The 21120-nt window shown below is 70.3% G+C and carries 18 protein-coding genes and 2 pseudogenes; 8 read left to right on the top strand and 12 right to left on the bottom strand.

Going from position 1 to position 21120, the window contains the following annotated elements:
- The first annotated feature begins 17 nt into the window (after nt 1-17).
- Nucleotides 18-650, top strand: coding sequence for a potassium channel family protein (locus ACFYPM_RS07320; RefSeq protein WP_387193388.1), 633 nt, complete (start codon nt 18-20; stop codon nt 648-650).
- Between the two features lie 47 nt (nt 651-697).
- Here ACFYPM_RS07320 and ACFYPM_RS07315 read toward each other — a convergent pair whose 3' ends face one another.
- The 7 genes from ACFYPM_RS07315 to ACFYPM_RS07285 all read right to left on the bottom strand — a co-directional run bounded on the left by ACFYPM_RS07315 (nt 698) and on the right by ACFYPM_RS07285 (nt 9433).
- The gene (locus tag ACFYPM_RS07315; RefSeq protein ID WP_387192160.1) at nt 698-2374 is read right to left on the bottom strand and encodes a protein kinase; all 1677 of its coding nucleotides are present in this window, start codon (nt 2372-2374) and stop codon (nt 698-700) included.
- Between the two features lie 71 nt (nt 2375-2445).
- Nucleotides 2446-4008 carry a fused MFS/spermidine synthase gene (locus tag ACFYPM_RS07310; RefSeq protein ID WP_387192158.1) on the bottom strand — a complete coding sequence of 521 codons (1563 nt, stop codon included), beginning with the start codon at nt 4006-4008 and terminating at the stop codon, nt 2446-2448.
- A gap of 36 nt (nt 4009-4044) precedes the next feature.
- Nucleotides 4045-5061: a coiled-coil domain-containing protein gene (locus ACFYPM_RS07305; RefSeq protein WP_387193385.1), complete on the bottom strand. Its 1017-nt coding sequence runs from the start codon at nt 5059-5061 to the stop codon at nt 4045-4047.
- Between the two features lie 191 nt (nt 5062-5252).
- Nucleotides 5253-6062: an inositol monophosphatase family protein gene (locus tag ACFYPM_RS07300; RefSeq protein ID WP_387192156.1), complete on the bottom strand. Its 810-nt coding sequence runs from the start codon at nt 6060-6062 to the stop codon at nt 5253-5255.
- Complete coding sequence (locus tag ACFYPM_RS07295) at nt 6055-6507, bottom strand: response regulator (protein ID WP_387192154.1); 453 nt, start codon at nt 6505-6507, stop codon at nt 6055-6057. Before ACFYPM_RS07295 ends, ACFYPM_RS07300 begins: the two co-directional genes overlap by 8 nt.
- Nucleotides 6504-8237, bottom strand: a complete 1734-nt coding sequence (locus ACFYPM_RS07290) for an ATP-binding protein (RefSeq protein ID WP_387192152.1) — start codon at nt 8235-8237, stop codon at nt 6504-6506. Before ACFYPM_RS07290 ends, ACFYPM_RS07295 begins: the two co-directional genes overlap by 4 nt.
- Nucleotides 8234-9433 (bottom strand): PP2C family protein-serine/threonine phosphatase, encoded by a 1200-nt coding sequence (locus tag ACFYPM_RS07285; RefSeq protein WP_387192150.1) that lies wholly within the window; start codon nt 9431-9433, stop codon nt 8234-8236. Before ACFYPM_RS07285 ends, ACFYPM_RS07290 begins: the two co-directional genes overlap by 4 nt.
- A 368-nt stretch (nt 9434-9801) precedes the next feature.
- On the opposite strand from ACFYPM_RS07285, the gene ACFYPM_RS07280 reads away from it, so the two are divergent.
- A complete protein-coding gene (locus ACFYPM_RS07280) occupies nt 9802-12171 on the top strand; it encodes a M28 family peptidase (protein WP_387192148.1) in 2370 nt (789 codons plus the stop codon).
- Between the two features lie 118 nt (nt 12172-12289).
- On the opposite strand, the gene ACFYPM_RS07275 is transcribed toward ACFYPM_RS07280, so the two are convergent.
- Nucleotides 12290-12622, bottom strand: a complete 333-nt coding sequence (locus ACFYPM_RS07275; protein WP_387193460.1) for a hypothetical protein — start codon at nt 12620-12622, stop codon at nt 12290-12292.
- Nucleotides 12623-12787: 165 nt separating this feature from the next.
- A pseudogene (locus ACFYPM_RS07270) lies at nt 12788-13012 on the bottom strand (ArsR/SmtB family transcription factor); the annotation flags it as partial.
- Nucleotides 13013-13156: 144 nt separating this feature from the next.
- On the opposite strand from ACFYPM_RS07270, the gene ACFYPM_RS07265 reads away from it, so the two are divergent.
- The gene (locus ACFYPM_RS07265; protein WP_387192146.1) at nt 13157-13648 is read left to right on the top strand and encodes a hypothetical protein; all 492 of its coding nucleotides are present in this window, start codon (nt 13157-13159) and stop codon (nt 13646-13648) included.
- A gap of 107 nt (nt 13649-13755) precedes the next feature.
- Here the strand turns inward: ACFYPM_RS07265 and ACFYPM_RS07260 are convergent, their stop codons facing one another.
- The gene (locus tag ACFYPM_RS07260) at nt 13756-15204 is read right to left on the bottom strand and encodes an ATP-binding protein (RefSeq protein WP_387192144.1); all 1449 of its coding nucleotides are present in this window, start codon (nt 15202-15204) and stop codon (nt 13756-13758) included.
- Between the two features lie 103 nt (nt 15205-15307).
- On the opposite strand from ACFYPM_RS07260, the pseudogene ACFYPM_RS07255 reads away from it, so the two are divergent.
- Nucleotides 15308-15500, top strand: a pseudogene (locus tag ACFYPM_RS07255) (hypothetical protein); the annotation flags it as partial.
- A 140-nt stretch (nt 15501-15640) separates the two neighbouring features.
- On the opposite strand, the gene ACFYPM_RS07250 reads toward ACFYPM_RS07255, so the two are convergent.
- Together ACFYPM_RS07250 and ACFYPM_RS07245 are read right to left on the bottom strand one after the other, a co-directional pair.
- Entirely contained in the window at nt 15641-16162 is a 522-nt protein-coding gene (locus tag ACFYPM_RS07250; RefSeq protein WP_387192142.1) for a hypothetical protein, read from the bottom strand.
- Nucleotides 16163-16261: 99 nt separating this feature from the next.
- Nucleotides 16262-16561, bottom strand: coding sequence for a hypothetical protein (locus ACFYPM_RS07245; RefSeq protein ID WP_387192140.1), 300 nt, complete (start codon nt 16559-16561; stop codon nt 16262-16264).
- 330 nt (nt 16562-16891) lie between these two features.
- Here ACFYPM_RS07245 and ACFYPM_RS07240 point away from each other — a divergent pair, with 330 nt between their 5' ends.
- The 4 genes from ACFYPM_RS07240 to ACFYPM_RS07225 all read left to right on the top strand — a co-directional run bounded on the left by ACFYPM_RS07240 (nt 16892) and on the right by ACFYPM_RS07225 (nt 21103).
- Nucleotides 16892-18061, top strand: coding sequence for a multiprotein-bridging factor 1 family protein (locus ACFYPM_RS07240; protein ID WP_387192138.1), 1170 nt, complete (start codon nt 16892-16894; stop codon nt 18059-18061).
- A 235-nt stretch (nt 18062-18296) separates the two neighbouring features.
- Nucleotides 18297-18953 carry a DUF4145 domain-containing protein gene (locus tag ACFYPM_RS07235; RefSeq protein ID WP_387192136.1) on the top strand — a complete coding sequence of 219 codons (657 nt, stop codon included), beginning with the start codon at nt 18297-18299 and terminating at the stop codon, nt 18951-18953.
- A 752-nt stretch (nt 18954-19705) separates the two neighbouring features.
- On the top strand, nt 19706-19873 hold the full coding sequence (locus tag ACFYPM_RS07230; RefSeq protein WP_387192134.1) for a hypothetical protein: 168 nt from the start codon (nt 19706-19708) through the stop codon (nt 19871-19873).
- A gap of 471 nt (nt 19874-20344) precedes the next feature.
- Complete coding sequence (locus ACFYPM_RS07225) at nt 20345-21103, top strand: hypothetical protein (RefSeq protein ID WP_387192132.1); 759 nt, start codon at nt 20345-20347, stop codon at nt 21101-21103.
- Nucleotides 21104-21120 lie beyond the last annotated feature (17 nt).

The following is a 21120-nucleotide window of genomic DNA, read 5'->3' as shown; positions in this document are numbered from 1 at the left end:
ACGGCGGCGGCATCGTGGTGATCGGGTTGGGTCGATTCGGCTGCCATCTGGCCGCTTCCCTCACCCGGATGGACCGCGAGGTGCTGGCCGTCGACCGTAACCCGGACCAGGTGCAGCGCTTCTCGGACCAGCTCGACCGGGTGGTCCAGGCCGACGCGACCGAGGAGGGGGTGCTGCGGCAGCTCGGCGTCACCAGCTTCGGCCGGGCGGTGGTGGCCATCGGGGCGTCGGTGGAGGCGAGTGTCCTCACCGTGCTGGCGTTGGTCGAGTTGGGTGTGCCGCAGATCTGGGCACGGGCCACCTCGCAGAAACACGCCAAGATCCTGTCGTCGGTGGGTGCGCATCACGTGATCTTCCCGGAGGCGGAGACCGGCGACCGGGTGGCGCACCTGATCGTCAGCCGGCTGCTCGACTTCATCGAGTTCGACGACGACTTCGCGATCGCCACCGTCCGGGTGCCGGAGTCGCTCGTCGGGCGCACTCTGCTCGACCTGCGTCCGGAGGAGCGATCCGGAGTCCGGGTGATCGGCGCGAAGGCGCCCGGCGAGCGTTTCCGGTACGCCTCGGACGACACGGCGCTGGCCCAGGGTGGGGTGCTGGTGGTGGAGGGTGGCATCGACCAGGTGCAACGGTTCGCGGGACGACGCTGACCGTCATCTCCTGTGCGGCGGCCCGCCGTGGCGCCCATCAGGGGCCTTCACCCTTTTCCCGGACCACCCGGCCCCTTGGCCTCGCCGGGGTTCGCCGGACCCTTCGGCGCCTTCGGCGGTTTTGCCTTCGGCGCACCACCGCCGGAGCCGCTGGGTGCCGCCGCCCTCTTCGGCGGGGCCTTCGTCGGGGTGGCCGCCTGGCTCGGCGGAGCCGCAGACGGGGCACCGCCAGCGACCCCCGTGGACGGGGTACTGCCGGCGACCCCGGAGACGCGCACCCCGCAGGCCACCTCGCCGAGTCGGAACTCCACCGGCAGCGGGTTCGCCCCGCTGTACGTCCCGGTGAGGGTGAGCTTCTCGGCGGCACCGGGCGCCAACGTGTTGCGCTGCTCCGTCGGCCGGACCACCACAGTGCTTCCCTGCTGGTCCACCGGTGCGGGTTCCGACTTCGTCACCGTCTGCTGGCCGGGGAAGCTGAAGCTCATCGCCCAGTCCCGCAGCTCCTGGTCGCCGGTGTTGGTGAGCGTCAGGTCCGCGGCGAAGTCGGTGCCGGAGTCCGTGCGCAGCGCGTACGCCACCTCGCACGGCACCTTCGCCGGCAGACCCATCCGAGCTTCGGTCGTCGGTCGTCCCTCACCGCTGGCCGGACTGCGTGAGGTGAAGCCCCACATCGCCCCGGTGACCGCGATCAGCCCGACGGCGGCCACCCCGGCCTCCACCCGACGACGCCGGGTCACCCGCTGCCGGGCTCGCCGGTCCCGATTGCGGGTACGCGACAGCGGCAACGCGTCGGTCGCCGCCGACCAGGGCAGGATCGTGGTACGCGCGGTGCCCAGCAGGGCCGGGTCCAGGGGTCCGCCGGCCGGGGAGACCGGCACCGCCGCGAGCATGCCGGCCGCCTCGGCGAGGATCCGGGTCACCTCGGCGGTGGCCGGTCGGTCGGCGGGCCGCTTCGCCAGGCAGCGCCCCACCAGCTCGGTCACCTCGTCGGGCAGCCCCTCCACGGCGGGCATCGGTTCCGGTTCGTTGTACATGTGTGCGCGCAACATCTGGGTGGTCGTGGTGGCGCGCCAGGGCAGCCGCCCGGTGAGCATCCGGTAGAGCAGCAGCCCGACGGCGTACACGTCGGTGGCCGGGGACACCTGGCCGTTGTCCAGCCGTTCCGGGGCGAGGTACGCGGGAGTGCCCAGCAGCGCGCCGTCCGGCCCCTTCTCGCTCTCCCCCACCAGCGCGGAGATGCCGAAGTCGACCACCTTGACCCCGGTCGACGTGAGCATGACGTTGCCCGGGGTGACGTCGCGGTGCACCACGCCGCGGGCGTGCGCGGTGGTCAGCGCCGAGCCGACCTCCGCGCCGATCGTGACCGCCTCACGCCAGGGCAGTTGGCTCTCCCGGCCCAGCCGGCTGGCCAGCGAGGCGCCGTCGACCAGTTCCATCACCACGTACGGCACGGTCAGACCGACCTGCTCGGACTCGCCGTAGTCGTACACGTTGGTGATGTTGGGGTGGCAGAGGCGTGCGGCGGCCTGCGCCTCGATCCGGATCCGGTGGCGGAACGCGCGGTCGCTGGCCAGCCTGGAGGCCAGCACCTTGACCGCGACCTGACGGCCGAGCACCTCGTCGTAGCCACACCACACTACGGACATGCCGCCCGCGCCGAGCTGCTCGATCAGTCGGTACCGCTCATCGAGGAGCTGCGCGCCGTTTCGGTCCCCACCACCCATGGTGACCGTTGTTGCCCAGGATCAAACGTCCTACACCTGGAGTGTCGGAATCGGTCAGAGTTGTTACCCGATCAGGCGGTGGCAAGCAGTTGGTCCACCGGGGCGTAGTCGTCGGTCAACACCAGGGCCTTGCCGACGAACTCCGTGAGCGCCGGGCCGGACAGCAGGCTGACCTTCGGGTCCACCTCGTCCAGCCGGGTCCGCACGGCCGCCAGCGGCAGCGGCGCATCGGAGCCGACGATGAGGAAGTTGGAACCCTGCTCCTCGGCGAGCGCCTCCGGCGGCGCGATCAACGCGACGTGCCGGAACTCGGCGGCCACCGTGGCCAGCTCGGCGCGGATGAACCGCAGTGGCGGGTAGTCGATGACGTTCTGCACGTACACGCCGCCGGGGCGGGTGACCCGCCGGACCTCGGCCGCCATCTCCCGGGTGGCCAGGTGCCAGGGCACCACCAGGTGACCGAACGCGTCACCGACCACCAGGTCACGGCTGTCCGTCGGCTCGTCGCCGACGAGCATCCGGGCGTCGCCCACCACCGCCCGCAGCTCCGGCCCGGTCCGTACGCCCAGCTCCTGCTCACCCAACTCGACCAGCCCACCGTCGATCTCGAACACCACGTTCCCGGTGCCCGGCCGCGTCGCGGTCAGGTAGCGCGGCACGGTGAATCCACCGCCGCCCAGGTGCAACGCGTCCAGCCGCTGACCGGCCGGCGCGGCGACGTCGGCGACCGCTCCGATCCACTTCGTGTACGCGTACTCCAGGTGTTTCGGGTCAGCGAGGTCCACGTACGAGTGGTGGGCCGAGTTGAGCAGCAACGTCCGACCGGTGGGCCGGGCCGGGTCGGTGGTGACCCGGGCGCAGTGGTACGCCGTCTCGATGTCGCACGGGTTGGGCGCCACGGTGCTGAGGCCCGCCCCGACCAGGCCGAGCACGGCCAGCGCGGCCCGGGTCCGGGCCGGACCGGGCAGTTCGGTGGGCTCCTGCCGGCGCAGATACCAGCCGAGGCCGATGCCGACCAACCCGAGCGCGACCGCCAGGGTCACCAGGATGACAGTGCTGCGCAGGGCGGCGACCAGCACGAAGCCGGTGAGCAGGGTGGCGGTGATGCCGCCCAGGGTGCCGATCCCGGAGAGTCGACCGACCACCTGGCCGGTGCGGCGCAGGTCGGCCAACTGGAGTTTCACGACCAACGGGGTGACCGCGGCGAGCAGCGCGGCCGGTACGAACACGGCGAGCGCCACCAACAGCAGGATCCCGCTGGCCGCGCCACCGCGCAGCACCTCACCGGCGTACCGGACGACGGGCAGGGTGATGGCGGTGGCGATGCCGGCCAGCACCAACGCCGGGGCCAGCAGGCCGCGCGGGTTGCGTCGGTCGGCGAGCCAGCCGCCGGTCCACGCCCCGTAGGCGATGGCGGCCAGCGCGATGCCGATCACCGAGCTGGTGACCTGCAGGGTCACCCCGACGTACGGGCCGACCAGGCGCAGCGCGACGGTCTCCAGCACCAGCACGGCGCCGCTGGAGAAGAAGACCAGGAAGGCGGCCAGGCCGTTGGGCAGCGCCCGGCCGGTGATCGGCACGGACGGGGCGGCGGCGGCCGGCGGGGCCGCGACGTCGGGCGGTGGGGAACTCATCGTCGCGATGGTACGCAGTGAAGCTGGGGCCCCGGGTCAGTACAGCGATAGATGAACGTGGTTCGTGTGGGACGCGGCGGGACTGCCGCTGCCGCTGTACGAACGCCACCCGGTGCCGGGATGCCAGATCTGCCGGTACCAGATCACGTAGAGCACGCCCAGTCGGTCGGCGTTGCGCACGTGCCAGGCGGCCAGGCTGTCGCCGTACGCCTTGTCCCCACCTGTCGCGTTGCGGTCCTCGAAGCCGTTGGTGGCCGCGGCGAAGTCGCAGGCCCGCCCCTTCGGGTGCTCACCGCCGCCACCGCTGCGCTTACAGGAGACGTGCCGCTTGTAGCCGGCCGCCTGGGTCTGCTTGAGCGCGTTGAGGGTACGCGGGGTGATGCAGCCGGAGGTGGTCGGATCCTTCACGGAGCAGGACTCCGACGGCCAGGATCCGTCGGAGTTACGCGGGGCGGGCTTCGCGGAGGCGGAACTGCCCCCGCTGAAACCGTTGCTGCTGCCCGAGCTGACCTCGGCGAGCGCCGCCTCGGCCTCCTTCTTCTTCTTCGCCATCACGGCGAGCTGCTTCTGCTGCTCGCGGACCTCGGCGTCGATGGCGACCTTGGCCTCTTGCGCCTGCTGCCGGGCTGCGACGAGATCACGCAGCCGCTTGCTGTCCCGCTGGGCCATCAGGTCGAGATCGCTCGCGCGCTCCAGGAACGCCTGCGGCGTGGCGGTGTTGAGCAGCATCGACGCCGGCCCGAGCCGACCGATCCGGTAGGACTGAGCGGCGACCTCACCCACCTGTGCGGTGAGCCCACCCATGCGACCCTCGATCGCCGTCAACTCGCCGGTCAACGCCGTCTGGCGCCGCTTGGAGTTGTCGAGTTTGGCCTTGGCCTCGATGTGCCCCTTGGCGGTCAACTCCAACGCGTCCTGCAGCTTTTTGCTGCCGCCCTCACCGGGCTCGGCGTACGCCGGCACGGCGGCACCGCCGAGCACCAGGGCGACGGCGGCGAGCAGGGTGAGCAGGGTGCGGCGACCGAGCCGCGGGTCGAGCCTGGTCCTGGGCACGAAAGCGTCCTTCCGTCGACCGCCGGCCCCGGTGAACAACTGCGCGGCGGCGTCCCCACCGGCGCCGGTCGGCGGCCTGCTGGCGGAGACCGCCGTCACGATACCGGACGGTGAGCCGCTGACCAGCCCCCCGACGCCGAGAAGGCCCCGATGTCGACGGAGCGTTCCGGCACCGTCGCGCAGTGCCCGGATCAGGGGGCGAGAAGGGCGTCGCGCACCTCGGTCCAGACCTGCTCGTTGGCCGCGACGAGCAGCCCGCGGCCGTCGTCGGCGGGGTGGTAGTCGACGCCGTCGAACCGGCGGGCGACGCCACCCGCCGCGCGGACCAGCACGGTGCCCGGGGCATGGTCCCAGGGCAGGGTGCGCCAGAAGAGGACGAACTGCTGCTCACCGGTGAGGATGTCCAGATATTCCCGCCCGGCGCAGTGCTGACCGGGCAGCAGCTCGCCGAGCCGCCGACCGCCGGCGCGGACCCGGTCGCGGGTCTCCGCCGGCAGGAACTGGGTCATCGCCGCGCCGCGTAGCTCGCCGAGCGGCGGCACCGCGATGGTGCCGTCCAGCGGCCGGCCGTTGAGCAGGGTGCCGTCGTCCGCCCTGCCGACGGCGAGGGTGTCGGCGAGCGGGTCGAGGATCCAGCCGGCGACCGGCTGCCCGTCGGTCAGCAAGGACACCATCAGGGCGAACGGCCGGCGACCGGCGGCGAAGTTGGCGGTGCCGTCGACCGGGTCGACCAGCCAGACGTCACCGGCGTCACGCAGGTGCCGCAGCAACCCCGGGTCGTCGGCGACCCCCTCCTCACCGACCACCGTCGAGCCGGGCCGCAGCCGGCGCAAGCCCGCCGAGAGCAGCTCCTCGGCCCGACGGTCGGCGACGGTGACCACCTCGCCGGGCGCCTTCTCCGACACGTCGGAGTCGTCGAGCTTGCGGAACAACGGCAGCACGACCTGGTCGGCGGCCTCCCGCAGGAGGTCGCCGACGTCGTCGAGCAGGGTGTCAGCCACGCGGCGGCAACCTGACCACGCTGACGAAGAACTCGTCGATCTGGCGGATCACCGAGATGAAGCGCTCGAAGTCCACCGGCTTGGCCACGTAGGCGTTGGCGTGCAGCTGGTAGCTGCGCAGGATGTCCTCCTCGGCCTGCGAGGTGGTGAGCACCACCACCGGGATCCGGCGCAGTTCCGGGTCGTTCTTGATCTCTTCCAGCACCTCCCGGCCGTCACGCCGGGGCAGGTTGAGGTCGAGCAGGATCAGGTCGGGCGCCAGCGCGTCCGCGTACTGGCCCTCCTGCCGCAGGTAGGCCAGCGCCTCGGCGCCGTCGGAGACGACGGTCAGCCGGTTGCGCAGCTTGTGCTCCTCGAACGCCTCCTGGGTCATCAGCACGTCACCCGGATCGTCCTCGACCAGCAGGACCTCGATCGGGCTCTTGCCATCCGCCGGCGCGGTCATCCCACCGTCTCCCTCATGTCACCCGTTCTACCGCTTTCCGGCGACTCGTCGGCCCGGTCCGGCCGGTCCGAGGAGTCGGACTGCTCGATTGGCGCTGCCGCTGTCTCGTTCGAGGGCGTGGCGTCGCCCGCCGGCAGGGCCTGCGGCTGCTCCGACGAGTCGGCGGCGGCAGCCGCCTCCAGGTCCGCCGGGAGCGCCGGCAGGGTGAACCGGATCGCCGTGCCCTCCGGCACGTCGGTGTCCACCCAGACCCGACCCCCGTGATATTCGACGATCTTCTTGACGATGGCCAACCCGATGCCGGTGCCCGGGTACGCGTCCTTCGAGTGCAGCCGCTGGAAGATCACGAAGATCTTGTCGGCGAACTCCGGCTCGATCCCGATGCCGTTGTCCTGACAGGTGATCTCCCACTCGGCGTCCACCAGCCGCGCCGAGACGTGCACCCTGGGCGGCACCTCCGCCCGTCGGAACTTGATCGAGTTGCTGACCAGGTTGGCCAGCAGGTTGGTCAGCAGCGGTTCCTCACCGGAGATCACCGGCAGGTCGGTCCAGGTCAACTCCGCGTCGGCGTACTGCCGCGCGGCCTCGGTCTGGCCGGCCACGTCGCCCATCACCTTGTTGAGGTCGACCTCGACGAAGCCGGTGGTGAGCCGGCCGATCCGGGAGAACGCCAGCAGGTCGTTGATCAGTCGCTGCATCCGCTGTGCGCCGTCCACCGCGAAGGCGATGTACTGGTCGGCCCGTTCGTCGAGCTGCCCGGCGTAGCGGCGCTGGAGCAACTGGCAGAAACTGGCCACCTTGCGCAGCGGCTCCTGGAGGTCGTGTGAGGCCACGTACGCGAACTGCTCCAGGTCACGGTTGGACCTGGTCAACTCCTCGGCCTGCTTCTGGAGCTGGCTGTTGACCCACTCGATCCGCTCGCGGGCAGCCCGCACCTCGGCCAGGTCGGCGGCGATCTTCTGACGCATGGCGTCCACGTCGTCGCCGAGCTGGATGAACTCCGGCGGGCCGGTGGTGGCGATGCGGTGCTGGTAGTCGCCCTCGGCGACCTCGCGGACCTGGGTGGCCAGGCCGGTGAGGGGCCGGATCACCATCCGGTCCAGCGAGAGCAGCAGCACCGCGCCGGCCACAACCACCACCAGGGCGGCGACGATCAGCAGTACGACAAGCACGTTGCTGCTGCTCCGCACGTTGTCGGCGGTCTGCTCCCGGGCGGCCAGGACCTCCCTCTGGAGGTCGTTGACCGCCGTGCGCACCTCGTCGAACTGCTGCCGGGCCTGCTCGGTGACAAGTGCCTGGCCCGCGCTGGTGCCGCTCCGCTCGGTGGTGGTGATCACCGGCTCGGCCACCGACTGCCGCCACTGCGTGATGCGCTCCTCGACGGTGCGCAGCTCCTGGCTGATCTGCGGGTAGTTGTCGAGCAGCGCCCGCATCGAGACGGTGACACTCTTCTCCTGGGCGAGCCCCTCCCGGTAGGGGTTCAGGTCGTCCGGGTCACCGCTGACCGCGTACCCCCGGATCGCCGTCTCCTGGTCGAGCAGCGCGTTGAGCAGCTCCTGGGACTGGACCCGCAGCGGGCCGGTCTCGTTCAGGACGGCGTCGATCTGGGTGCGGTTGCGGGCGGCCATCGCCGCCTCCGCGCCGGCCAGGGCGATCAGCAGCACCCCCACGACGGTAAGCAGCGTGATGACCCGGCGGCGCAGACTCCAGCCGCCGACCACCGGCTTCACCGGCCACCACCCCGGCTCACCAGCAACATGGCCACGTCGTCGGCGAGCGCGCCGCCGTTGAGCCGCTCGGCCCGGCCGACCAGCCAGGCGGGCAGTTCGGGCAGCGACACCGAACGGTTGGCCGGCTCGTCGAGCAGCCCACTCAGCCCCAGCACGTCGAGGCGATCGTTGCCCGCTCCCACCCGCCCCTCGATGAGCCCGTCGGTGTACATCAGCAGGGACCAGTCATCGGTGTCGAACTCCAGGTCGTAGGCGATCGGCCGGCGGGGTCGTACGCCCAGCAGTCGGCCGCCGGGCGCGGGCACCGGGGCGACCCGGCCACCGGAGAGCAGCAGCGGCGGCGGGTGCCCGGCGAGTCGGACTGTTGCGCGGTTGGCGTCCAGGTCCAGCCTGGTGGTGGCCACCGTCGCGAAGATCTCCTGAAGGCGGCGCTCACTCATCAGCACCTGCTCCAGCGCGGGCAGCACCTCGTCGTCCGGCACTCCGGCGAGCACAAGTGCCCGCCAGGCCACCCGCAGCTCGACGCCGAGCGCGGCCTCGTCCACCCCGTGCCCACAGACGTCACCGACGATCAGGTCGATACGGTTCGGACGGGTCTGCACCACGTCGTAGAAGTCCCCGCCGATCAGGGCGGCGTGCCGGCCGGGCCGGTAGAAGGTGTGCACCGCCACCTGGTCGGTCGTCATCAGCGGTTGGGGCAGCAGACCGCGTTCGAGGCGGGCCGACTCGGCCTGCCGCAGCTCGACCTCCCGCAGCCGGCGGGCGTTCTCGTCGGCGCGCTTGCGTTCCACGGCGTAGCGCAGCGCCCGGGTCAGCAGCACCCCGTCGACCTGGCCCTTGACCAGGTAGTCCTGTGCGCCCTCGGCGACCGCCACGACGCCCAGGTACTCGTCCGAGCGGCCGGTCAGCACGCAGACCGCGGCGCCGCTGGACATCTCCAGCACCTGACGCAGCCCGTCCAGCCCCTGCGCGTCGGGCAGGCCCAGGTCGAGCAGGACGCAGTCGACGTCGTTGATCCGCTGCCGCGCCTCCCGCAGGCTGGTGGCGACCAGCAGGTCGATCATCGAGTTGGTCTCGGCGAGCAGCTCACCGACCAGGAAGGCGTCGCCCTCGTCGTCCTCCACCAGCAGCACCCGCAGCCGTTCGCCGGGCGGCAGGTTGGCGTGCCGCGCCAGGCCACCATGCGGGTACGGCACGACTGGGGACCCGGCCGAGCCGGACCCCCGGTGCGGCCGGGTCACCGCCGCGAGACGCGGGAGTTCGCTGGTGATGTCGGGCTCCTTCCGAGTGCCCTGCTGATCCTGTATTAGACAACGGTCGCACACAACACGATGCCCGTGGCACGGGCGGGGATGGGCCGCATCACTGCCCGCCGACGGACAAACCACGCGGGTGATCGGTGCCCGGCCAACCGGCCATGCCGTCCCGGACCGCCGGAGGGCAGGATGGTGCCACCCCAGGCCCCACCACCCCCCGAGGAGTTTCCGTGGGCGCACCCTCCACCCCGGCCACGACGGGCACACCAGCCCGTCCGAATCCGGGCGTACCCCCTGCGGATCGTGCGTTGACCAGGCCGCACCGGCGGCTCGTGGCCGCCGCCGCGGCGCTCGTGGCGCTGGCCGCCGTGGGCGCCGGCAGCCTGCTCGACCTGCGCACGCCGACGCCGAAGCCGGCGGACGCGCCGGTGGGCGAGTTCAGCGCCGGCCGGGCGTACGAGGACGTCCAGGTGATCGCCGCCCGGTCGCACGTCGCCGGCAGCCCGGCCAACGACCAGGTCCGAGCGCACCTTGAGCAGCAGTTGCGCGGGTTGGGCCTGGAGACCGAGGTGCAGGACACCGTGGCCCCGGAGGCCGGGCAGCTCAGCGGCGCGGCGGGCGGGGCGACCCTGGCCCGCGTCCGCAACGTGGTGGCCCGGCTGCCCGGCACCGCCTCGACCGGCCGGGTCTTCCTGGTCGCCCACTACGACTCGGTGCAGACCGGGCCGGGCGGCAACGACGACGCGGCCGGCACCTCGACCATCCTGGAGGTGGCCCGCGCGCTGAGCACCGGTCCGCGGCCCCGCAACGACATCGTGTTCGTGTTCACCGACGCGGAGGAGGCGTGCCTCTGCGGCGCGTCCGCGTTCGCCGCCGGCCACACGCTGGCCGCCGACGGCGGAGTGGTGCTCAACCTGGAGGCGCGGGGCTCCACCGGTCCGGTGATCATGTTCGAGACGTCCCGGAACAACGCGAAACTGGTGGACGTCTTCGGCCGGGCCGCCCCGCACCCGGTCGGCACCTCGTTCGCGGTGGAGATCTACCGGGCGCTGCCCAACGACACCGACTTCACCGCGTTCCTGGACCAGAAGTTCGTCGGGCTGAACTCGGCGTACATCGACGGCGGCGCGATCTACCACACCCCGCTGGACACGCCGGCGGCCATGGACCGGGGCAGCCTCCAGCAGCACGGGGACAACGCGCTGGGCCTGGCCCGGGAGTTCGGCCGCACCGACCTGACCGAGCTGCGCTCCGGGCACGACGCGACCTACTTCCCGGTCCCCGGCGGGCTGGTCCACTACCCGGGCACGTTCACCCTGCCGCTGGCCCTGCTCGCGGTGGCCGCCGTGGCCGCGCTGGGCTGGCTGGTCCGTCGGCGGGGCCGAGCCAGCACCGGCCGGCTGGCCGCCGGCTTCGGACTGGCCCTGGTGCCGATCGTGGTCGCGCCGGTCGCCGCACAACTGCTCTGGCTGGCGATCACCAGGATCCGACCGGGTTACGCGGAACTGCTCGACCCGTACCGCCCGGTCTGGTACCGGTTGGCCGTCGTGGCGCTCGCCGCCACCGTCGTGTTCGCCTGGTACGCGCTGCTGCGCCGCCGGATCGGCCCGGCCGCGCTTGCCGTGGGCGGGCTGGCCTGGCTGGCCCTGCTCGGGGTGCTGCTCGCCGTGGCGGTGCCCGGCGGGGCGTACCTCACCACCCTGCCGGCGCTGGCCGGCGCCCTCGGTGGACTGGTCGCGCTGCGGACCCGGCAGACCGGGCCGTGGCCGGTGGTGGCGGTGACCGCCGCCGCGGCCGTCGGTGTGGTCATCCTGCTGCCCACCGTGGTGCTGCTCTTCCCCGCGCTGGGGATGGGCATGGGCGGGGTGGCCGCGCTGGTCGCGGTGCTGCTCGGCCTGGCCGCCCTGCCGGTGGTCGACCTGCTGCACCCGCAGGCCGGCGGTCAGCGCGGCCCGCGGGCGTTGCGGGCCCGCCGGCTCGGTGTGCTGCCGGCCACGGCCGCCGCCGTGGCGACGGTGGTGCTCGCCGGGGTCGGGCTGGGCGTCGACCGGTTCGACGCCGCGCATCCCGCGCCGACCCACCTGATGTACGCCCTGGACGCCGACACGGGCGACGCGCAGTGGGTCACCCACGAGGAGCAACTGCAACCGTGGACGGCCGAGCACATCAGCCCGGTCGAGCGGGCGTCGCTGCGCTGGTGGTTCCCCGCCCTGGGGAAGGAGTCACTGCGGGTCGGCACGGCTCCGAACGCCAACCTGCCGGCGCCGACAGTGCAACTGCTGTCGGACAGCACCGCCGGCGGTGAGCGCACGCTGCGGGTCAGGGTCGTGCCGCAGCGACAGGTGCGCCTCGTCTCGCTGCACGTGGACGCGAAGACCGCCGAGGTGACGCGGGCGGAGGTCGCCGGTCGGGCCGTTCCTGTGGAGCGGCAACCGACGGTAGACGAGGCGGGGCTGGACCGGTGGGGGTTCGGGGTGGTCTTCCACGCCCCGCCACCCGAGGGGATCGAGGTGACGCTGACAGTGGTGCCGCGGGCCCCTCAGGTGTCGCTGCGGGCGATGGACGCCAGTGACGGGCTGGACGGGTTGCCCGGTTTCCGCCCCCGGCCGCCGGGCGTCGGCGTCGTCGGGTCGCACAGCTCCGAGATGCTGGCGGTCGCCCGCACGTACCCCTTCTGACGGAACGGCCGGCGGCCCCGGCTGCGCTCGGCCGGCCGGGCCACGCAAGATCGTGCTCGATCCAGGAAAGAGGGCCCTCGACCACGAGCGAGGGGACTACAACCAGGATCGAGCACGATCACGCGAAGGGTGAGTCATGCCGCACTCCTGCGGCGGCTGGGTCGCACCGTTTGCTTTCGCCACCCAAGAGGGAGTGGTAGCGGTTGAGGTAGAGGGGCCATCCGGTATCGCTGTCCACCCCGTCTCGGACCGACTCCCAGCCGGGGCCGTGCCGGTCGAGGTGCCGGTGTTCCAGCTCGATCCGGGTCTGGTCTGGAGTTTCGGCGGCGAAGACGACTTCGACCTCGATGGTGAGGTCCTGATCGGTCTCGACCTGCCAGGTCGGTCCGATGTCCCAACCGAAGAGGAGACGGGTCGGTGGCTCGTACGCGAGGATGCGCGCCCACCGCATTCGCTGCCGTCGGCACCCCGGTCGTAGATGTGCCCGCCAACCCTGGGCTCGAACACGGTCTCGGCGATCGGGGCTTGGAGCAGGTTGTGCTCGCGCGGCTTGAAGTCGCCGAACCGCTCGGTGAACACGCAAGGTGTCGAGCTGGTCCCGTAGGGCCGCCAGCCCGACCGGACTGCACCGGTAGACCCGGCGGGTCCCCACCGACTGGTCGACGACCAGGCCCGCACCCTTGAGCACCTTGAGGTGCTGCGACACGGCCGGGCGACTGATCGGCAGCTCGTCTGCCAGCTCCCCGACGGCGCGCGGACGCTCAGCCAGCCGCTGAACGATCGCGAGCCGGCTGGGATCACCCAGCGCCTCCCAGCCCGAGTGCGCTCCGTAAGTGGCCACGAACGTAAGCTACGACTTACCGATACCGTCGTCAGGAGGATCACCGAACGGCTTTGCCCCCAGGCCGGCGGGATCCGTGCGGCCATCTCGTCAACGGAGGCTCACCGTCCGCTGCCACGCGTCACGCCTGCCACGATCAAGCCCATGCTGCGCTCTGTCGAAGTAACAGCGGTCCTGACCCTCGCTGGCGCCCCCTTCCACAACCTGCACTGGAAGAGCGACGTGGAACTCAGCCTGGACTGCTTCATCTGCCAGAGGACCGGCCGCACCACCGGCTTGAAGCACGGCGCAGAACACGGCACCTGCTCCGGTGACAGCAAAACCGGCCGGCACCCGGCGGCCGCACGGATCTCCGCGTTCGACCACACCTCCGAACGGGAACGGACGGTCCTGCGTGCAGTGGTGGATTATTGGTGGGCACCATTCCACGACGCCAAACGGGACCGACCCTCGCTCGCGCTGACCGGCGACCCCTGGGTCCGGCTGCACCTGGACTATTCCTGCCCGGACCCGGTCCAGTCGGGCACCTTCTCCACGCAGACCAACCTGGTCCGCCCAGAGACCCACACCTGCGAGCACTGCGCAGCGCCCATCGCGCACAGCCACGACGCGCCTCGCATCCAACTCCTCACCTAGGTCGCCGCCACCACACCCGACACCACCAGGAGTGCCCACCCGAGGTTCCGGCCACCCGGGCACCGCAGTGACGTCGCGGCGGCCGATCCCGTTCGCTTGGGGCGGCATCAGACCGACCACGCCCGCACGATGTCGTCAGGTCCCCAGACAAGGTCCACGGCTCCAGCCGGAAGGTCGACTCCAGAACGGCTGACGACGACCAAGCCACTGGTCCCGGGCTGAAAACCCGGAATCAGCGTGGCGTCGCGCCGCAGCTCGTCGAGGTGGTGCCTGTCGAATGGGCCGTCCTGCCACTTGATGGAGCCGGCGAACGCGATGTGGGAGGCGATCGGGGCGCGGTCGGCTCCGACAAGGTCGATCTCCGGGTTGGACTGCCGGTTCCACCAGCCGCCGACCTCCCACGTGTCGGTCCACGGCAACCCCCCAGCACCGGCGGAGATGGCGAGCGCGTCGCGGATGATCGGCTCGACGGCGTTTCCCCGCCAGGTGGACCACCGGCTGTAGAGGATGGCGCGGGCGGCCGAGGTCCGATCACGCAGAACCAGTTGATGCACGTCGCGCAGAATGGCCAGGTACAGGCGCAGGTTGCTGTCGGCGATCCGGTACTGGGCCAGTTTGCTGGGCTTGGTGGACAGCGGCTTGTCGACAGCGAGGATCTGTTTCTCCTCGACGAGCCGGTGCAGCAACGGGGACAGAGTGCCGGAACTGACCGGGCCACCGCGGTCACCGGCGGCGGCGGCGATGTTGCTGAACGTGCGGCTACCTGTCCCGCCGACCGCTTCCAAGATGCGCCGGGCAGTGTCCGGGGCGGGAAACTCCGACGCCAGGGATTGTTCAGGGACGGTGAACAACGCTGACGTCTTGTTGGAGATCTCGTGACTCAGGAAATCGGCGGGTGGCGTTCCCGGCAACCACTCCAGGGCGATACCGGGCAGCCCACCGCTGATCAGGTGCGCATCGATCGCGTCCGCGCCACTTAACCCGGTCACGGTGGCGGTTTCGGCAGGATTGAACGGGCCGAGGACCATGTTCGTGGCCCTGCCGTAGAACGGCCTGTCGTACTCGGTGAACCGCTGCATCATGTGCAGATCACTGCCGAGTAGCAGTAGGAGCACTGGTTTGCTGGAGATGAGCCGGTCCCAGGCGACCTGGAGGTGCCCGTCGAACGTCGCGTCCTGCTCGGAGATCCAGGGCAGTTCGTCGAGGACGACCACACTCGGCGTGTCGGGCAGGACACCCGCCAGGACCCGCAGCATGTCTCCCCAGCCACCGGCCGGCGGCTGGGACGGCAGAAGATCACGGCCGGCAGAGGTGAGCAGCGACGAGTCGCGCAGGGCGCCAAGAAAGTAGCCGACCGCTTCGATGCTCGACGCGCCCTTGACCGCGGTGTAGAAGCAGTACGGCAGGTCGACCCCGTCGCACAGCTCCTGCACCAGCCGCGACTTGCCCACCTGCCGTCGTCCACGGATAGCGACAGAGCGACCCTCGCCGGTGCGCTTCACGTGATCAAGCTGCCGGCCGAGCAGGTCGAGTTCCGCACGACGCCCGACGAACATCGGCGCTCCCGAAGCTAGATTGAATCTTACTTCGAAGCAGTCTACCTAGATTCGGTGTCGCCCGAGGCGCACGTCCCGCGGTGAGCTACGACATGGTCGTTCAGCGGTTCAAGCCGCACGCCGGTCCGGGGACCAGGTAGGTCGCGACCACCGGCATTCAAGGGCTGTGCTGGCCGCCGATGCGGCAGGGCCGGTTGGCGGAGGCCGCCGAGCTGGGTGTGTCGACCGCCGACCAGGTTGAGCCCCGCTTCTCCCGCGCCATCCCTGGCGAACTCGCGGCGTGGGGCTGGCCGCTGACGGCCCCCAGCATCGAGACGCGTAGCGGCCCCGCTCTCAGAGAGCGGGGCCGCTTGCTGTCACATCGTGGGTCGACCGGTGCCGGGGCACGTGCCCCGGCTGCCTATCGCCTGGTGGGCGGGGGCGGGCTTGCCGGGGGCTACGCCGACACGGGCTCCGCACGTGCCGCACTGGGACTGAGGTGCCATGACTGGACTCCCTGGGGGATCTGGTAGTCCGGGTGACGGTCGGTCTCGGGTTCGCGCATGGAGCCCGACGCCGCAAGGCCACGCAGGTAGATCACCGAGCCGTCACGGGCGGCGATCCGGATCGCCGCAGCGACCGGCCCCTTCGTGCCAGGCTCAGAGCAGAGTTCCCACGAGGCGAAAACCTCGGGGCGAGTGGCGTCCAGCAGTTGGTGCGCGAACACGAGCATTCGAGCTGCCCGATGCTGCATCGACAGCGGCTCCGTGGGCAGTTGCACCGGCGTGACGTCACGCGGTGCGGGGAGGGCCGTGAGCAACGCACGCGTGTCCGATGACCGGTGCAGCACCGAGATTCCGGGAGGGGACTGGCCCCCCACCTGGGCATCCCGGCCGTACCGCTCGATCGCGGTGATGTCCGGGTGTTCGGATGCCCGCAGTAGGGCCTCCACCACGTCCAGGGCCTGGGATACCTGCACGGTGCTCTCCGATCTGATGGCGGGATCTGGGCAGCTCACGGGCCGGGTCAGTCTAGCCGCGGCAATGGGCGGCCCTCTGCTCCTGGCCGTGGGGGGCGGTCACCGGGTCCAGGACACGAACCTCTCGTGCAGCTCCGCGGCCGGTGTGTCCGGCATCTCGACGAGGGCGGCGTCCAGCAGCGACGCCAGGTACATGGACAGGCTGACCCGGTTCTCGCCGTACGTCTCGGCGAGACGAACGCGCGCCGGATCGCAGGGCCACGGGGTCTCGCAGGTCCCGCAGTCCCACGTCGGCCGGCCGGGCAGGTGCTCACCCGCCAGGCGCTCGCCGAGCGCTCTGGCCGACCGCTGCGCCAGGTCGGCGCGGGCCGCCCGGACCGTCGTGGGTTGCTCGCCCATCACTGGGCTGTTCCGACGTAGCGGGCGTAGATGGCCTGACTCTGGCTCACCGCATGTCCCCGCAGGTGCGAGGGATCGGCCCCGCGGCAGCGTGGGCGGGTCGGCCCACTCGGGTTCGGGCTGGGTGCCACGGGACTCGCCCTGGTCGAGTTGCACTGGCCGGCGGCGCCAGCGGAACGGTCGGATCATCACGACAACCTCCACGCGGAATCTTCGTTACTGCTCGTATCCGTGCGATCTACCCTGCGGCGGTACGCTCAGTGCAGTCGATGGGTTGCGGGTTGCCGGGGAGCATCAGCAACCCGGCAACCCCCGGCGGGAGGCCGAGAGATGCCAGCGTTCGGTGCCCAGATGCGGGCAGCACGGGAAGCCCGAGGACTCAGCCTGGCCGGCCTCGCCGAGCTGCTTCCCGCCGACAAGGGTCACCTGTCCCGGATCGAGAATGGCCACCGTCGGCCCGGTGAAGACGTGGCCCGTCGGGTCGACGAAGTCCTCGACACCCGCGGCGAGCTGATCACGTGTGCCGCCCTGGACGTGTCCGCCGCCGTGGATGCCCGACCTTGGGAAACCGCTGAGCTGCTGCACAGAATGCACGCCAACGACGCCGCTCCCGCCACCATTGAGACCTTGCAGGCGACCGTCACAGAACTGTCCTGCCAGTACGGGTGGCGAGATGCCCGGGAACTCCGCGCCGAAGGCCAGGGCTGGATCCGCGAGGTTGTCCGGCTGCTGCACCGCCCGACCGGGCTACGGCAGCACCAAGAGCTACTGGTCTGCGCCGGGTGGCTGGCGCTGCTGGTCGGCTGCGTCGAGTACGACCTCGGGATGCGGGCCGGCGCGGAAGCCACTCGCACGGCCGCCCGTCAACTCGGCGACGAAGCCGGCCACACCGGCATCACCGGCTGGTCGTGGGAGATGGCCGCATGGTTTGCCCTCACCCAGTCACGCCACGGCGCGGTGCTGGCCGCCTCTCGTGCCGGACAACGGGCCGCCGGACGACAAGGGGTGACGGTGCAACTGATCGCCCAGGAAGCTAAAGCGCTGGCTCGGATCGGCGATGCTCCCGCAGTACGCGAGGCGCTAGACCGTGGCCTCCAGTTGCTCGACGCCCTGCCGGCACCGGACCGGCCCGACAACCACTTCGAAGTCGATCCCGACAAGTGGCTGTTCTACGCCATGGACGCCTACCGGCTCGCCGGCGACGACGCCCTGGCAGAGCACTACGCCACCGAAGTCATCCGCACCGGCACCGGCCCCAACGGCGTCGAGCGGTCACCGATGCGGGTAGCCGAGGCCCGCCTCACCCTCGCCGCCACCGCCGTGCGCTCCGGCGACCTGGAACGCGCGGTCGACTCGGGGCTGGCCGCATTCACCGCGGCTCGACGATCTCTGCCGTCCCTGCTGCTGGTTGCTGGTGAGGTCGACGCCGAGTTGCACCGCCGGTATCCACGGGAACACGCCGCCCAAGACTTCCGGGAAGCGTTGAACGCGCTCAGGTAGGACTCTCCCACGCGTCCTGCGAAGCGGGCCGCGTCGTCACTACTTGCAGCGGTATTGATCAAGGGCAGGGACGTAGCAGGCCAACACGTACAAGACGCCGCCCGAGCTGGCCGCTTGTCTGTCATCGGTGGTGAACGTTTGCTGCCCTTGGTCCGCGCCTGACGGCCTGAATACGGCCTGATCTTGCGGTTCCCTCATTGGGCGCAGGACGCGGGCCGAGCGGGGGAGAACTAGGATGGACAGTCCTGAGAGGGGGAAACAGGTGGCAGACGGGTGGGATGCAGAGCACGTACTCCAGTGCCCCGAGTGCGAGACGGCAACGCTCGCTGTGTCAGCCGGAGAAGTCACGGTACGCGATGACAGCTGGGGACCCCCGACTCTGATCAGCTTGGTCAAGTGCAGCAAATGCCACAAGCCCGCCGTTCTGTGGCAGGAGGACTACGGCAGAGGTTGGGAAGACCCGGTACGGACGTGGCCCAAAAACGACCGGGTTCTAAGCATGGCGATTCCTGAAGACCTACGCCGTGAAGCAGAGGAGGCGCGCTCCTGCTACCAAGCGAAAGCTTATACGGCAAGTGTTGTCATGGTTCGCCGCACCTTGGAAGGCGTCTGCCAGCAGCACGAAGTCAAGGACCGACCACTCGCCAAGGCGCTCAAGAAGATGTTCGATCTAGGGCATCTGGATGCGCGGTTCCTGGAGTGGAGCGATGAGCTACGGGTCCTCGGGAACGAGGGCGCACATTTCACGGGGAAGCCAGTAACCCGAGAAGACGCAAAAGACGCGCTGGAACTGGCAGAGGCGATGCTTGACTACATCTACGTCCTTTCGGCAAGGTTCGCTCAGTTCAAGGCACGTCGCCAGCCGGTCGTACCGGCGCAGCCCTCGGTATAGCCACGGGATCCCAAGGGCCCAACCGATCGCTTGGCCGCTGCGACTTAGCCATCCCGTCGGCCTTCGTCCGCACACACGGTGGAGTGGGTAGGGCCTGCCCGGTCAAGGTGGAGCACACCACCGTCTGAACGACCTTGACCGGGCAGGCCCTACCCACTCGGCTCTGCCCGGTCGCAGGTTGTCGGGATGGCGCCACCATCCAGGAGTGCCCGAGGACCCCGCCGGAGGCACTGAACTTGTACCGACCAACATCGAAGTCCCGGATCTGCCAACAACCATGGCGGCCCGGGGCTTCGTCGTATGTCGCGCCGCCGGCGGGCTAACACCGACGCGCTGGCGGCCGAAGGCCAGAGGCGCGGCGGCGGGCCATCGGCCCGGCCCAGGTTCGGCGGCGCGAGCGGCCCGCGACGCGGGCCGCCTTGATCTCGTACAGAAAGTTCTCACACCCACCGTCCATCCTGGTTGTCCGGTCTCGGGACCTGCTGACACATCGGTTTCAAGACCTGCCTGATAGTTCGAGGAGGCTTCGTGCCGACCAGCTATGAGCTTGTTTGTTCCGGGACGACTCTTCCCAGCTCTGACCGGAAGTCGCGTACCTCGCGCGGGTTCCCTTCCTCAACAACCACAGCCCTTGCCGTGCGGTCAGCCAGAGCCTTTTCTCCCGCCACCGCCGCTGCGAACGCTGCTGCTTGCAAGGGCGCGGTGCCCCCGGGATACACATGCCGGAACACCCCCCACGACCCTTGTTGGGCATGGACTTCGGTCGCCCACTGGCCGAAGGCGTGAAGGTCTGCGGCGTGGCACAGGAAGGCGACGCCGGGTCCGGCGACGTCATCTATCAGCTCTGCCGGCAACGGCTCCTCAGATTCGGGGCGCGGGTACTCGTTGAGTTGGCGGGTCGGCTCAAGGTGAGTCCATAGCGCGTCGCGGCGGAACTCCACCAGTGGTTCCGGTAGGCCCGCAATCCGAACGCTGAGGAACACCTGGATCCCCTTCGTGGCGGGCTCGCCCCACCGAGGTGTGTAGAACCGCATCTCTCGTAGGAGCCCGTTGTCCACCCGCGTGCAGCTGTTGCCGCGGCACTCGAAGCCAAGCGGCGCCAGGGCATCGCGATAAAGGCGGTTCACGACACGAGGGAGGCTCCAGCGACCGGGCACCTCTGAGATGTTAGGGCCAGCCAACTTCTAGCCACGGTTGTCACTCAGGTCCCGAGACTGATCTGTCGCGGAGGTCCTGAGACCTGACAACCGTCCAGCCTGGTGTGTGTCCCGTCACGGCTGATGCTTGACACTCGCGTCCCACCTGATGCTTGACATGATCGACGCTTCGTTGTTCAGCGTCGACCGATCGGCTAACCAGTCCTGCAACCGCCGGCTCGTATGGTCACGGGCATGATCGGCAAGGTTTCGGCTGCCATGGTGCAGCACCGGCACGTCGTTTTGATGCTTGGTCTACTGGTGGCGGGCGTAAACGTCGCGGCCGTCGGGTTCGTGCCTACCTTGGGGCAGCGCCTGTTCCTCCCGCTGCTGTTCCTTACCTTGGCGGTCCTGGTCCTGGCGCTCATCACCATGGGGATCCGTCCCGCCTACTTCGTGGTGCAGCCGCAGATTCCGGCCTTTGCCACACCCGCGCCAGCGTGGAAGGTGTTCATTGCTCTGGGCTTCCTCGCGCCTGCATCGACCAGCATTGGCGCAGTGGTGCGTTCGACCAGGGCGGGCATTGCGTCCACGTTCGACATGCTTGCCAATATCCCCTGGTTTGTGCTGATCGCGCTGTTGCTGGTCGAAGCGTGGCGGGGTTACGGGGTACAGCTCCATCCTTACGGGATACGGCAGCGTTGGGCTCTCGGCTCACTCACTGTGCCGTGGGAGGCCCTACCGGCCGCTCAGATCCCCCCAGGTGTCGACCGCCCCTCGCGGCTTCGGATGGCGATCGCGGAACCCCAGCTGGTGCAGCGACGCGGTAGTCCGTGGAGCCGGAAGTCCCTGCGCACCGACAACGTCGACGCCGGGTTTCTCGCCGCAGCAATCCGGCACTACGTCTGCCACCCGGAACACCGGGTTGCGATCGGCAGCCAGGACGAGTACCAACGGCTTCTCGCCGAGTTGCCCGACCGGGACGGTTGGAGAGACGCGGGCGACGACTCCTAAAGGATGTCTCGTAACTG

It is taken from the genome of Micromonospora sp. NPDC005203, from assembly GCF_042872705.1.
Lineage (GTDB): Bacteria > Actinomycetota > Actinomycetes > Mycobacteriales > Micromonosporaceae > Micromonospora.
Note: the sequence above shows the minus strand (reverse complement) of the source record. Positions and strands in the feature narration are given on the sequence as shown.

Bases quoted from the DNA above. Each gene is read 5' to 3' on its own strand.
- ACFYPM_RS07315 (WP_387192160.1), bottom strand. From the start codon at position 2,374: ATGGGTGGTGGGGACCGAAACGGCGCGCAGCTCCTCGATGAGCGGTAC.
- ACFYPM_RS07310 (WP_387192158.1), bottom strand. From the start codon at position 4,008: ATGAGTTCCCCACCGCCCGACGTCGCGGCCCCGCCGGCCGCCGCCGCC.
- ACFYPM_RS07295 (WP_387192154.1), bottom strand. From the start codon at position 6,507: ATGACCGCGCCGGCGGATGGCAAGAGCCCGATCGAGGTCCTGCTGGTC.
- ACFYPM_RS07275 (WP_387193460.1), bottom strand. From the start codon at position 12,622: ATGCGGTGGGCGCGCATCCTCGCGTACGAGCCACCGACCCGTCTCCTC.
- ACFYPM_RS07265 (WP_387192146.1), top strand. From the start codon at position 13,157: ATGCTGCGCTCTGTCGAAGTAACAGCGGTCCTGACCCTCGCTGGCGCC.
- ACFYPM_RS07260 (WP_387192144.1), bottom strand. From the start codon at position 15,204: ATGTTCGTCGGGCGTCGTGCGGAACTCGACCTGCTCGGCCGGCAGCTT.
- ACFYPM_RS07245 (WP_387192140.1), bottom strand. From the start codon at position 16,561: ATGGGCGAGCAACCCACGACGGTCCGGGCGGCCCGCGCCGACCTGGCG.
- ACFYPM_RS07240 (WP_387192138.1), top strand. From the start codon at position 16,892: ATGCCAGCGTTCGGTGCCCAGATGCGGGCAGCACGGGAAGCCCGAGGA.
- ACFYPM_RS07235 (WP_387192136.1), top strand. From the start codon at position 18,297: ATGGACAGTCCTGAGAGGGGGAAACAGGTGGCAGACGGGTGGGATGCA.
- ACFYPM_RS07230 (WP_387192134.1), top strand. From the start codon at position 19,706: ATGGACTTCGGTCGCCCACTGGCCGAAGGCGTGAAGGTCTGCGGCGTG.
- ACFYPM_RS07225 (WP_387192132.1), top strand. From the start codon at position 20,345: ATGATCGGCAAGGTTTCGGCTGCCATGGTGCAGCACCGGCACGTCGTT.